Annotated in this window: 11 protein-coding genes; 8 read left to right on the top strand and 3 right to left on the bottom strand. The window is 65.5% G+C overall.

Annotated features, from left to right (window positions below):
* Positions 1-3: 3 nt before the first annotated feature.
* Complete coding sequence (gene eutC, locus I6F24_RS01980; protein WP_036023087.1) at positions 4-789, top strand: ethanolamine ammonia-lyase subunit EutC; 786 nt, start codon at positions 4-6, stop codon at positions 787-789.
* A gap of 208 nt (positions 790-997) precedes the next feature.
* Positions 998-3,364, top strand: coding sequence for an MMPL family transporter (locus tag I6F24_RS01975; RefSeq protein ID WP_036023089.1), 2,367 nt, complete (start codon positions 998-1,000; stop codon positions 3,362-3,364).
* A 21-nt stretch (positions 3,365-3,385) separates the two neighbouring features.
* Here I6F24_RS01975 and I6F24_RS01970 read toward each other — a convergent pair whose 3' ends face one another.
* Positions 3,386-4,219, bottom strand: coding sequence for a hypothetical protein (locus I6F24_RS01970; protein ID WP_036023090.1), 834 nt, complete (start codon positions 4,217-4,219; stop codon positions 3,386-3,388).
* A gap of 91 nt (positions 4,220-4,310) precedes the next feature.
* Positions 4,311-4,808, bottom strand: a complete 498-nt coding sequence (locus tag I6F24_RS01965) for a hypothetical protein (protein WP_036006098.1) — start codon at positions 4,806-4,808, stop codon at positions 4,311-4,313.
* A 458-nt stretch (positions 4,809-5,266) separates the two neighbouring features.
* Here I6F24_RS01965 and I6F24_RS01960 point away from each other — a divergent pair, with 458 nt between their 5' ends.
* The 6 genes from I6F24_RS01960 (at position 5,267) to I6F24_RS01935 (ending at position 11,423) form a co-directional block, all read left to right on the top strand.
* Positions 5,267-5,500 carry a hypothetical protein gene (locus tag I6F24_RS01960; protein WP_025035011.1) on the top strand — a complete coding sequence of 78 codons (234 nt, stop codon included), beginning with the start codon at positions 5,267-5,269 and terminating at the stop codon, positions 5,498-5,500.
* Positions 5,501-5,690: 190 nt separating this feature from the next.
* Complete coding sequence (gene hpnC, locus I6F24_RS01955) at positions 5,691-6,575, top strand: squalene synthase HpnC (protein ID WP_036023092.1); 885 nt, start codon at positions 5,691-5,693, stop codon at positions 6,573-6,575.
* Positions 6,565-7,404, top strand: a complete 840-nt coding sequence (hpnD, locus tag I6F24_RS01950) for a presqualene diphosphate synthase HpnD (protein ID WP_036023093.1) — start codon at positions 6,565-6,567, stop codon at positions 7,402-7,404. Before hpnC ends, hpnD begins: the two co-directional genes overlap by 11 nt.
* A complete protein-coding gene (gene hpnE, locus I6F24_RS01945; protein ID WP_036023095.1) occupies positions 7,404-8,660 on the top strand; it encodes a hydroxysqualene dehydroxylase HpnE in 1,257 nt (418 codons plus the stop codon). Before hpnD ends, hpnE begins: the two co-directional genes overlap by 1 nt.
* A 64-nt stretch (positions 8,661-8,724) precedes the next feature.
* On the top strand, positions 8,725-10,677 hold the full coding sequence (shc, locus tag I6F24_RS01940) for a squalene--hopene cyclase (protein WP_036023097.1): 1,953 nt from the start codon (positions 8,725-8,727) through the stop codon (positions 10,675-10,677).
* Positions 10,674-11,423 (top strand): phosphorylase, encoded by a 750-nt coding sequence (locus tag I6F24_RS01935; RefSeq protein WP_036006088.1) that lies wholly within the window; start codon positions 10,674-10,676, stop codon positions 11,421-11,423. Before shc ends, I6F24_RS01935 begins: the two co-directional genes overlap by 4 nt.
* A gap of 165 nt (positions 11,424-11,588) precedes the next feature.
* On the opposite strand, the gene hpnH is transcribed toward I6F24_RS01935, so the two are convergent.
* The gene (hpnH, locus tag I6F24_RS01930; protein ID WP_225149891.1) at positions 11,589-12,749 is read right to left on the bottom strand and encodes an adenosyl-hopene transferase HpnH; all 1,161 of its coding nucleotides are present in this window, start codon (positions 12,747-12,749) and stop codon (positions 11,589-11,591) included.
* Positions 12,750-12,768: the final 19 nt, after the last annotated feature.

Raw genomic sequence — 12,768 nt, 5'->3', positions numbered from 1 at the left:
CACATGTCTGACCCGGCCCTGCCGCGCCGTCCGACCCTCGATTTGCGCTCGTTTACGCCTGCGCGCGTCGCGCTGGGGCGCAGCGGCGCGAGCCTGCCGACGAGAGCGTTGCTCGATTTCACGCTGGACCATGCCCGCGCGCGCGATGCTGTGCATGCGGCCTTCGACACGCCGCGTCTCATCGCCGATCTCGACGCACTCGGTGTTGCGGTGACCGAGGTCAGGAGCCGGGCGGTCGATCGCGGCGACTATCTGCGGCGGCCGGATCTGGGACGACAGCTCGACCCGGGCTCGGCTCAGCGTCTGGCACGAAGCATCTCGGCGCCGTGCCAGCTCGCGGTCGTGATCGGAGACGGCCTGTCCGCGGCGGCGGTCCATAGCCATGCGGCGATCGTGGTAAGGCGCCTGTTGCAATCGCTTGCGCAGGGGGATGCCGTCGCGATCGGCCATGTCGTCGTCGCCTCGGGCGCGCGCGTCGCGCTCGGCGACGAGATCGGCGCCATTCTCGGCGCGCGCATGGTCATGATGCTGATCGGCGAGCGGCCCGGCCTGTCCGCGCCCGACAGCCTCGGCGCCTATCTGACCTTTGCGCCGAGGCCCGGCCGCACCGATGCCGAGCGCAATTGCGTCTCCAACATCCACCACGCCGGGTTGAGCCACGAGGAGGCGGCGTTCAAGATCGCCTGGCTGGTCCGCGAGGGGCTGGCCCGGGAGATCACCGGCGTGGCGCTGAAGGACGAGAGTGCGGACCGCGCGCCGCGCCAGATTGGCACATCCTCGCCGGGATGACGGTCATTCCACGCCCGGATCGCCACTTTTCTGATCGATTCGGCCGCGCCGGGCCTGCTTGCGAAAAGACCTGTTGACCTGCTAAACCGCTGCCGGCGATTTTCCGCGCATTTTCAAAGGGCAAGCCTCCCATTGGTATGGCGTTTTCAAGCCGTTCGCGCGGCGCGATAAGCTCACAGCCCGAGCCGATTTAGGAACTGGACAAGGCATGCTCGAAAAGCACAGCGAGAGTGAGGTTCATGTCGACAAGGTCGAGCAGGGATCTACGTCCTCCATCGCCTTCGGGCTGGAGCGTCTCGGGCTGATCGCCGTTCGGGCCCCGATCGTCTCCTGCATCGTCCTGCTCGCGCTGATCGTCGGCGCGGTGTTCGGCATCTACCGGATCAAGATCGACGATTCGCTGTCGCAGCTGTTCCGCTCCGACACCCGCGAGTTCCGCCAGTACGAAGAGGTCACCAAGAAATTCCCGGCGGAGGAGTTCGACGTCCTCGTCGTGGTCGAGGGCAAGACCCTCCTGGAACGCAGCAACCTCGAGAAGCTGCGCGACTTCGTCACCGACCTGCAGCTGGTCGAAGGCACGCGCGGGCTGGTCTCGCTGTTCTCGGCGCGCCAGGCGCCGGCCCCCGGCAAGCTGCCGGCGGCCCTGTTCCCGCCCGAGCTACCGGAGGGCGCGGCCTATGACAAGTTCATCGAGACCGTCAAGAACAACGAGATCATCCGCGGCAAGCTGCTGTCGGAGGACGGCACATTGGCGCTGGTCGTGCTGTCGCTCGATCCGGAGGTGGTCGCTTCCAACAAGTTGACCAAGACCGTCGCCGACATCCGTGCGCTGATGAAGGAGACGCTCGGGGACACCGGCCTCAACGTGCAGCTCTCCGGCGTCCCGGTGATGCAGCTCGAGATCCGCAACGCGGTCGAGCGCGACGGGCTGACCTACAACATCCTCGGCATCCTCGCCGGCTGCATCATCGCCATCATCTTCTTCCGCAAGATCTCGTTCATGATCGCGGCGGCATTCCCGCCGATGATCGCGATTCTGCTGGCGCTCGGCGCGCTCGGCTGGGCCAATTTCAACCTCAACATGTTCCTGAACGTGATGACGCCGCTCATCATGGTCATCAGCTTCTCGGACTCGATGCAGCTGACCTTCGCCGCGCGCGACCGGCTGATCGCGGGCCAGGACAAGTTCACCGCGTTCAAGAACGCGGTGCTGGTGGTGGGCCCGGCCTGCGTGCTGACGCATGGCACCGCCGGCATCTCCTTCATCGCGCTGCAATTCTCCGACTCCGACCTGATCCGCAAGTTCGGCGAGGCGGGCCTTGCCGCCACCATCATCGCGCTGGTCGCGGTGCTGTCGCTGGTGCCTGTCTTCGGCGTGCTGTTCGTGCGCAACGAGAAGGTCTTTGCAGTCAAGTTCCAGGGCGCTGATGCCGGCGTACAGGCGCTGCGCAATTTCTGCTATTGGATTGCGGTGCGCATGGTCGGCCGGCCCGGCCTGTTCAGCCTGCTGGCGGTGCTGTTCGTCGGCGGCCTCGGCGTCATCTATGCCAATCTGGAGCCGCGCTACCGGCTCGCCGACCAGGTGCCGGACAAGCGCCAGGCGGTTGCCGCCAGCGACCGGTTAGACGCCAAGCTGACCGGCGCCAATCCCGTCAACGTGCTGATCGTGTTCCCGAAGGGTGAATCGCTTTATTCGCCGCAGACGCTCCAGACGATCGCCGAGGTGCACGCGACAGTCGAGAAATCCGCAGGGGTCGGCAACGTGTGGTCGCTGGAGACGCTGCGCCGCTGGCTGGCGGAAAAGGCCGGCAGTGCCGACGTCGCGACGCTGAAGGAATATGTCAGCGTCATCCCCGAGCACCTGGTGCGCCGCTTCATCGACGCCGAGCAGGACGCTGTCGTGGTGGCCGGCCGCGTGCCGGACAAGGATTCCAGCCAGCTCCTGCCGATCGTCGACAAGCTCGATTCGGAGCTCGACGCCGTCCGCAAGAAGCATCCGGGCTATGAGATCGCCGTGACGGGTCTCGCCGCCATCGCCGCGCGCAACTCGGCCAACATGATCGAGAAGCTGAACCACGGCCTCACGATCGAATTCGCGCTGGTCGCGATCTTCATCGGCCTCGCCTTCCGCTCCTGGGTGGTGACGCTCGCCTGCATTCTGCCGGGCATCTTCCCGGTGGTGATGTCGGGCACGGTGCTGTGGGCGATGGGCGAGGGGCTGCAATTCGCCAGCGTCGTTGCGCTCACGGTCTCGTTCGGCCTCGGCCTTTCCGCTACCATCCACTTCCTCAACCGCCTGCGGCTGGAGAACAAGCCGGGTGTCGGCTCGGCGCTCGCGGTGGAGCGGGCCACCGTGCTGGTGGGACCTGCGCTGATCCTGACCACGGTGGTGCTGGCCTGCGGCCTCGTCGTCACCGTGTTCTCCGACCTGCCGTCGCTGCGGCTGTTCGGCTGGCTCAGCGCCTTCTCGATGGTGATGGCATTGGTCGCTGATCTCTTCATCCTCCGGCCGACGGCGATGTGGCTGATCAATCTGCACGCCAAGCTGCATGGCGCGGACAAGCAGGCGATCTGAGGGGCCGGCGCCGGACCGCCCTCACGCGCCGATACGAACGATCCCGTACGGATTGAACTTGAAGTCGCCCTCGGCGTAGTCCTGCTCCCGCGACAGCGCGAGCTTGCGGTCGCGCAGCGTTGCCTCGATGCCGCGCTCGGCCATTGCGTCCGCGATTTCGTCCATCAGATTCGCTGCGTTCCGGTCGCTGCCGCGCGATCGCGCGACATAGATATCCGGCAGTCCGACGAGGTGGAAGCCGACGCTTTCGTTGTAGGTGTCGCCGGCAAGCGGACGCTTGGCGAAGGCGAGGCGGCAGGTCCGGGCCATGGCTGCCGTGACGGCAAGGCCCTGGCTCGGGTTCGCGGCGGCCTTGCACTCCTGGGCCAGTTGCCGCCATCGCGCCAGGCCGTGGGCAACGCCCGCGCTTTCTCCTTTCACGGCCGTGGCGCCGGCCTCGATCATCTCCTCGACAATTCGCAAGGCGGCAGCTGAATAGGCGACCGTCTTGTGCTGCTCCATCGGCGGGCTCAGCACGTAGAGGACCGCTTTGTGATTGAGTACGGCCATTTCGTCCGCCTCGGACCACGCTTTCGGAAAGACGCGGTCCCAGCACACACCGAAAGAGCGCTCCATGTGCGGATCGGGTTTGGCTTGCGAATAGGTGCGGTCGATCTCGAAGCCGAAATCGGCGATCGTCTTCGCCACCGCCTTGGGCGGATGCAGCAGGCTTTCATTCTTGCCGAGGAAGCAGAGCACGTGACGCGGCTTCACGGACGAAGGCTGCATGTTCGCTCCCTGCCGATCGCTGGCGAAGGCGCGGCTGGCCACGAAGAGCCCGGCGGCCTTCAGCAGATGTCTGCGGATCGGGTCCATCTCAGCAAATCCAGCCGGTCAGTTCGTGTCAGCAAAAAGCCCCCGGCTCGCGAGAACCGGGGGCATGTTCCTCATTGCGTGCGAAAGGCCTTCAGCCCTTCGTCATCGTGATGTTGACGCCGCGGATCTCGCCCTTGGACGAGATCTGCACCGTCTGCTTGGTGCCGTTGGTGCGCAGCGACAGGTTGGCGGCAAAGCCGTTGGCCTCGACGAAGACCTCGATCTGGCCGCCGCCGGCGGTGCCCTGGAGATTGCCGAAGATGTTGCGGCTGGACTCGCTCCAGTTGCCGGAGATGCGGTCGCCCTGGCTCGTCACGTCGCTGGTGAGGTTGAACTTGTAGCTGTCGGAGGCGCAGCTCAGCGCCTGCTTCAGGTTGAGGCCGCTGCCGGCGACCTTATAGTCCGCTTTGCAGCGAATGCGCTCGGTGGAGCCGTCGGACAGCGACACCGTGCCGGTTCCGGTCCACGCGCCGTCGAAACCGGCAAACGGTCCGGACGACTGCGCGTGGCTTGCCGATGCCGAGAAGAGCAGCGCCACCCCGATGCCGGCCGCCCTGATTGCCAGTCCAGATCGCCAAAAGAATGTCATCTCGAATATCCCGCTTTGGAATGACGTTCGCTTCGATCGAGAACGTCTCGCCACATCGAAAGTTTAGTGCTCCGAGCAAGTCGCAGGTTCAAAGCCCTGCGGCCAGAGACGGCGGTTCACGCGACCGCGCCGTGCTTCCAGGGGCCGCGATTTGCCGCGCTTCGTCATGTTTCCGGCAGCCGAGGACGGGCGAAGAGATGCAGCGCGGCAACAGGTCTGCATTAAAACGCAATGCTCCCGAATTATGATGTAGTATCAATCCCTTACATCTGTCAATGAAGGCGCGGGGAAGACCTGATTCGGCGGGGGCGGCGCCAATTTGGCCGCATTTGCCAGTGCTTGTGCCTTCCCTGAGGCCGCTACAAGCGGCGACTTGCCATCAGAACCAATCCGTTCCGGCCATCCGCCCTGCGCAGTCCGGGATCGGTGCGATTCTGCCGTCAGAATGAAGGAATACAATGCGCAATCTTCTCGTCGCTCTCACCCTGCTGTCGGCCTCCCTTTCGACGGCAGCGTTCGCCCAACAAGGGCGTGGCACGGACGCCGAGCAGAAGGCCTGCACCCGCGATGTGCAGAAGTTCTGCCGCCCGGTCATCGACCAGGGCGATTTCACCATCCTGGCCTGCCTCAAGGAGAACCGGGCCAAGATCTCGCAGGCCTGCGACCAGGTGCTGAAGAACCACAATCAATAAACTCGGCCATTGGCCTAGAAAGGCGGCCCTCGGCCGCTTTTCCGGGCCCAATTCGAAGGGGCAGCCATCGACGGACAGGATTGGTTTTGCGGCCGTATTCCCCTATATGGGGGCCGCGGCGGCGTCGCCGGCGTGAGCCCGCCCGAGCGAAAAAGCCCTTCCTGTCCAAACGATTGTAAACCAGCCCTCGATGACCTCTGCGAGCGAATTGCGATCCGGCAAGGGTGACCGCGACGAGAATTTTCCCGTCGCGTCCTGGATCATTCATCCGCGTCATCGCGCCCTGATCCTGGCCTATTACAATTTCGTCCGCACCGCGGACGACATCGCCGATCACGCCACGCTCCCCCCCGACCAGAAGCTCGCTTATCTCGATCTGCTCGAGGCGGAACTGCTCGGCAAGGGTGACACCCAGCCTGAGGCCGTCAGCTTGCGCCGCGCGCTGGCCGAGCGCGGCATGGCGCCACGTCATGCGCTCGACGTGCTGATCGCCTTCCGCATGGACGTGACCAAGCTGCGCTATGAGACCTGGGACGAGGTCATCCATTATTGCCGCTACTCGGCGATGCCGGTCGGCCGCTTCATGCTCGACGTTCACGGCGAGAGCACCTCGACATGGGCCGCCTCGGACGCGCTCTGCGCGGGCCTTCAGATCAACAATCACCTGCAGGATTGCGGCAAGGATTATCGCGAGCTCAACCGCGTCTATCTGCCGCGCGATGCGCTGGCAGCACACGGCGCCACCGTCGAGCAGCTCGGTCTCGCGCAGTCGCCGCCGGCGATGCTGGCCTGCCTGCAGTCCCTCGCCGCACGCAACGAGGCGTTGCTCGGAGAGGGCAGGTCGCTCGCAGCCGAGATCCGGGATTTCCGTCTCGGCGTCGACGTCTCCGTCATCCAGGCCTATGCCGACCGCATCGTGCGCTTGCTCAAGGTACGCGATCCCTTGCGGGAGCGCGTGCATCTGAACAAATTCGAGCTGCTCGCCTTCAGCCTCGCCGGGATCATCGGCGAAGTTGGCCGCCGTGCGATCCGTCGCAAGGCCATTTCCAGACCGGGGACTGCCCATGACGCTTGAGGCGACCACGCCCGGCGCCAATTACGGCTCGACCGCATCCGGCAGCTCGTTCTATGCCGCGATGCGCATCCTGCCGCGTGATCAGCGCGAAGCGATGTTTCAGATCTACAGCTTCTGCCGCCAGGTCGACGACATCGCCGATTCCGACGGCCCGCGCGACGAGCGGCTCGCCGCACTTCAGGAATGGCGCAACGATATCGACGCGCTCTATCAGGGCCATCCGCCGCCGCGGCTGAAGGACTATGTCGTCTCGGTGAAGACCTTCGGGCTCAAGCGCGAGGATTTCCTCGCCATCGTCGACGGCATGGAGATGGACGTGCCGCAGGACATCCGTGCGCCCGACATGGCGACGCTGGATCTGTATTGCGACCGTGTCGCCAGCGCCGTGGGGCGGCTGTCGGTGCGCGTGTTCGGCATGCCCGAGGAAGACGGCATCCTGCTCGCGCACCACCTCGGCCGCGCGCTGCAGCTCACCAACATCCTGCGCGACATCGACGAGGACGCCGGCCTTGGCCGGCTCTATCTGCCGCGCGAGGCGCTGCTGCATGCCGGCATCACCTCTGATGATCCGAACCGCGTGATCGCCGAGCGCGCGCTGCCGAAGGTCTGCATGCCGCTGGCGCAGCGCGCCAAGGTGCACTTCGAGAAGTCGGACGAGATCATGAACCGCAACAGGCGCCGCGCCGTGCGCGCGCCGCGGATCATGTCAAAATACTACCATTCCATTCTGGACCTCCTGATCGCGCGCGGCTTCACCGCGCCGCGCGAGCCGGTGCGTGTGTCGAAGATCACGCGCATCCTGATCCTGCTCCGTTACGCTTTCATCTGATGCAAAACACAGCTCACATCATCGGCGCTGGAATTTCCGGCCTCTCCGCCGCCGTGCGGCTCGCCAATGCCGGCTTCAAGGTCGCCGTGCACGAGGCGACGCACCAGGCCGGCGGCCGCTGCCGGTCCTATTTCGACGGCGCCACCAATCTCACCATCGACAACGGCAATCATCTGCTGCTGTCGGGCAACAGCCATGCGCGCGCCTATGCGCGCGCGATCGGCACCGAGGCGGGCCTGGTCGGCCCCGAGCGGGCGCAATTTCCGTTCGTCGATGTCAAGACCGGGCAGCGCTGGCAGATCGATCTCGGCGATGGCCGGTGGCCGACCTGGATGCTCGACGAAAGCCGCCGCGTGCCCGACACCGGCCTTTCCGATTATCTCAAGCTGGCGCCACTGATCTGGGCGTCGGAGGAGACGCTGGTCGGCAAGTCGATTCCGACCGAGGGCATCCTCTATCAGCGCCTGGTGCAGCCGCTGCTGCTGGCAGCTCTCAACGTCGATCCGCCCGAGGGCTCGGCCGGGCTCGCCGGCGCGATCGTGCGGGAGACGCTGCTTGCGGGCGGGCAGGCCTGCCGTCCGCTGATTGCGCGCGATGGTCTCAGCGCGGTTCTGATCGAGCCCGCCGTGAAGTTTCTGCAAGAGCGTGGCCACACCGTTCAGCTCGGCCATGAGCTGCGCTCGTTCGTCAGCACGGACGGCAAGGTGACCGCACTGAATTTCGGCAGCGAGGATTTGATCCAGCTCGGCGCGGGCGATGTCGTCGTGATGGCGGTGCCGCCGCGCGCGGCAGCCAACCTGCTGCCGGGGCTGAAGACGCCGACCGAATTCCGCGCCATTGTGAACGCGCATTTCCGCTTTGAGCCGCCGCCGGGCTCGGCGCCCATCCTCGGCGTGATCGGCGGCGTGGTGGAATGGCTGTTCGCGTTCCCGAACCGGCTCTCGGTGACCATCAGCAATGGCGACCGCCTGGTCGATATGCCGCGCGAGGAACTGGCGCAGACGATCTGGAACGAGGTCTGCCAGGCGGGCGGTGTATCCGGTGAGCTGCCTCCTTGGCAGATCGTGCGCGAGCGCCGCGCCACATTTGCGGCGACGCCGGCCCAGAACGCCCTGCGTCCCGGGCCGGTCACTGCGCTGAAAAACCTGTTCCTCGCCGGCGACTGGACTGCTACGGGATTGCCAGCAACCATCGAGGGATCGGTCCGGTCGGGTGACCGCGCCGCCGATCTGGTTCTGGCCGCCAAAGGATCCTGAAAGGCGGCCCGACGGGCAATTCTCCCGGTCAACTTTCAATCGACTATCGGAGCAATCGAGCGACATGGATTCCGTGACCGCGACCAGCCGCGAAGCTTTGGAATCGAGCATTGCGTCGGCCACCCAGGGCCTCCTCGGCTTCCAGCAAGCCGACGGCCATTGGGTGTTCGAGCTCGAGGCCGACTGCACGATTCCGGCCGAATACGTTCTGCTGCGCCATTATCTCGCCGAGCCCGTCGACACCGTGCTCGAGGCCAAGATCGGCAACTATCTGCGCCGCATCCAGGGTACCCATGGCGGCTGGCCGCTGGTGCATGACGGCGAGTTCGACATGAGCGCCAGCGTGAAGGCGTACTTCGCGCTGAAGATGATCGGCGACTCCATCGACGCGCCGCATATGGTGCGGGCGCGCGAGGCAATCCATGCCCGCGGCGGCGCGATCAACAGCAACGTCTTCACCCGCTTCCTTCTCGCGACCTTCGGTGTCGTGACCTGGCGCGCGGTGCCGGTGCTGCCGATCGAGATCGTATTGCTGCCGTTCTGGTCGCCGTTCCACCTCAACAAGATCTCCTACTGGGCGCGCACCACGATGGTGCCGCTGATGGTGATCGCCGCGCTGAAGCCGCGCGCGAGGAATCCGAAGGGCGTCGGCATCGACGAATTGTTCCTGCAGGATCCGCGCTCGATCGGCATGACCGCCAAGGCGCCGCACCAGAGCATGGCCTGGTTTCTGTTGTTTCGTTCGCTCGATGCGATCCTGCGCGTGATCGAGCCGCTGTTTCCGAAGAGTCTGCGCAAGCGCGCGATCGACGCCGCGCTCGCCTTCACCGAGGAACGGCTCAACGGCGAGGACGGCATGGGCGCGATCTACCCGCCCATGGCCAACATCGTCATGATGTACGACGCCCTCGGCAAGGACGAGAACTTCCCGCCACGCGCGATCACGCGCCGGGGCATCGACAAGTTGCTCGTCATCAAGGACGACGAAGCTTATTGCCAGCCCTGCGTCTCTCCGGTGTGGGACACGACGCTCACCGCGCATGCGCTGCTGGAGGCCGGCGGTGACAAGGCGGTGCCGGCCGCCAAGCAGGGCCTCGACTGGCTGATCCCGAGGCAGGAGCTCGAGGTGAAGGGCGACTGGGCGGTGAAGCGGCCCGACGTGCGCCCGGGCGGCTGGGCCTTCCAATACAACAATGCCCATTACCCCGATCTCGACGACACCGCCGTCGTGGTGATGTCGATGGACCGCATGCGCCGGGAGCACGGTGCGGCCGGCTATGACGACGCGATCGCCCGCGGCCGGGAGTGGATCGAGGGCATGCAGAGCGACGACGGTGGCTGGGCCGCCTTCGACGTCAACAACCTCGAATATTACCTCAACAACATCCCGTTCTCGGACCATGGCGCGCTGCTCGATCCGCCGACTGAGGACGTCACGGCGCGATGCATCTCGATGCTGGCCCAGCTCGGTGAGACCGCCAAGACCAGCAAGCAGGTGGCCGCCGGGGTCGCCTATCTGCGGAAGACCCAGCACCCGGAGGGGTCCTGGTACGGCCGCTGGGGTATGAACTTCATCTATGGAACCTGGTCGGTGCTGTGCGCCCTCAACATGGCCGGGGTCGACCACAAGGACCCCATGATCCGCAAGGCGGCGGCCTGGCTGACCTCGATCCAGAACGACGACGGCGGCTGGGGCGAGGACGCCGTCAGCTACCGCCTCGACTACAAGGGCTGGGAGGCCGCTCCCTCGACCGCCTCGCAAACGGCATGGGCCTTGCTTGCCCTGATGGCGGCAGGCGAGGTTGATCACCCGGCCGTTGCCCGCGGGGTGGAGTACCTGATTGCAACACAAGACAAAAAAGGACTGTGGGACGAGCAGCGGTACACCGCCACAGGCTTCCCCCGCGTGTTCTATCTACGTTATCATGGTTACCCAAAGTTCTTTCCGCTGTGGGCGTTGGCGCGGTATCGGAACTTACGGAACACCAACAGCAGGGTGGTAGGGGTCGGAATGTGACTTTGGGGACGGGGGACTATGTTACCGCGGGTCAGGCCATCGACCCGCGGCCGATACTGATCGTGACCGGATTGGTTCAGGAGGCCCGCATCGCGGCTGGGCCCGGAATGGCGGTCATCTGTTCATCCAGCAGCCCGACCCAGTTGCGGGCGCTTCTGACGGTGGTGGATCCTGAGACGATTCGCGGTGTGATCTCGTTCGGCGTGGCCGGCGGGCTCGACCCGAGCTTGCGCTCCGGCGACGTCGTGCTGGCGACCGAGGTGCTCTCCGGCGACACCCGCTGGGCCGCCGGCCTGTCGCTCGGCGACGATCTGATCGATCGCCTGACGTCCGGCCGCCGCCGCGTCGTGCGCGGTAGTCTCGCCGGTGCCGAGGAAGTGGTCACGAAGCGCTCCTGCAAGGCGGCCCTGCACTCCGAGACGGGGGCCGCCGCGGTCGACATGGAAAGCCACATCGCCGCGGCCTACGCCGCCGACGCCGGGCTGCCCTTCGCCGCCGTCCGCGTCATCAGCGACCCCGCCCACCGCGCGCTGCCGGCGCTGGCCCGCGCCGCGATCAAGCCGAACGGCCAGATCGACCTCGGAGCCGTGCTGCGCGGCATCGTGCGCAATCCGGCAACGCTGCATGCCCTGGTCTCGACCGGCATCGACTTCAACCGCGCCCTGCGGTCGTTGCGCGGCTGCCGCGATTATCTGATCGGGACGGAGTTCGTCGAGAGCGAGGCCTTGGTGTCGAAGGCGGCGTGAGCGGGGGCTTCGATCTGAGAATAAAGAAAGGGCCCGGTCGCCATTGGCGTCCGGGCCTTTTTGTTTCGACGTTCGTAGCCCGGACGGAGCGAAGCGTAATCCGGGGCCTTGGAGAGACCATCCCGGATTTCGCTTGCGCTCCATCCGGGCTACGGGCTCTGCGCTTTACGCCGCCGTCGAAGCCTTTTGCGCGGCCTTTGCCTGTGCGGCAGCGGCTTCGTCCTTGCGGATCTCCGACAGCTTCTTCTGGACCTGCTCGGAGAAGATGTACTGCGCCGGGCGCTGCTTGGAGAGGTCGATCTCCGGCGCCATCGGGCCGCTCGTCCGCACGCCGCGCAGCGCCACCCACATCGCCTTCAGCGGGTTGTTGAGCGCTGCGGTCGCAGCCGTGGGCTCGTAGCCGCAATGGGCCATGCAGTCGGCACACTTCTCGTACTTGCCGGTGCCGTAGGAATCCCAGTCGGTGGTCTCCATCAGCTCCTTGAAGGTCTTCGCGTAGCCTTCACCGAGCAGGTAGCAGGGCTTCTGCCAGCCGAAGATGTTGCGCGCGGGCATGCCCCACGGGGTGCATTCGTATTCCTGGTTGCCGGCGAGGAAGTCCAGGAACAGTCCGGAATGCATGAAATTCCACTTCTTGCCCTTGCCCATCGCAAAGACGTCGCGGAATAGCTTCTTGGTCTTGGTGCGGTTGAGGAAGTGCTCCTGGTCCGGCGCGCGCTCATAGGCGTAGCCCGGGGACATCGAGACGCCGACGCCGAGCTCGGTGGTGAGGTCGAGGAATTTGGCGATCTCCTCGGCCGGGTGGCCGTCGAAGATGGTGGCGTTGACGTTGACGGTGAAGCCGCGCGCCTTGGCCGCCTTGATCGCCGACACCGCGCGGTCGAACACGCCCTTCTGCGACACGGCCTTGTCGTGGTGGTCGCGCAGGCCGTCGAGATGCACCGAGAAGAACAGATAGGGCGAGGGCTCGAACAGATCGAGCTTCTTCTCCAGCAGCAGCGCGTTGGTGCAGAGCGAGACGAACTTCTTGCGCGCGACGAGGCCGCGCACGATCTCGCCGATCTCCTTGTGGATCAGCGGCTCGCCGCCGGGAATGGCGACCATCGGCGCGCCGCACTCGTCGGCGGCGTCCCAGCACTCCTGGGCCGTCATGCGGCGGTTGAGGATCACATCGGGATAATCGATCTTGCCGCAGCCGACGCAGGCGAGGTTGCAGCGGAACAGCGGCTCCAGCATCAGCACGAGCGGATAGCGCTTGCGGCCAAGCAGTTTCTGCTTGAGCAAATAGCCGCCGATACGCATTTCCTTGAAGAACGGGATAGCCATTACAGGTTTCTTTCTGGGC

The organism is Bradyrhizobium sp. BRP23 (genome assembly GCF_020194135.1).
Taxonomy (GTDB): Bacteria; Pseudomonadota; Alphaproteobacteria; order Rhizobiales; family Xanthobacteraceae; genus Bradyrhizobium; species Bradyrhizobium yuanmingense.
This window is presented reverse-complemented; position numbering and strand designations above follow the sequence as displayed.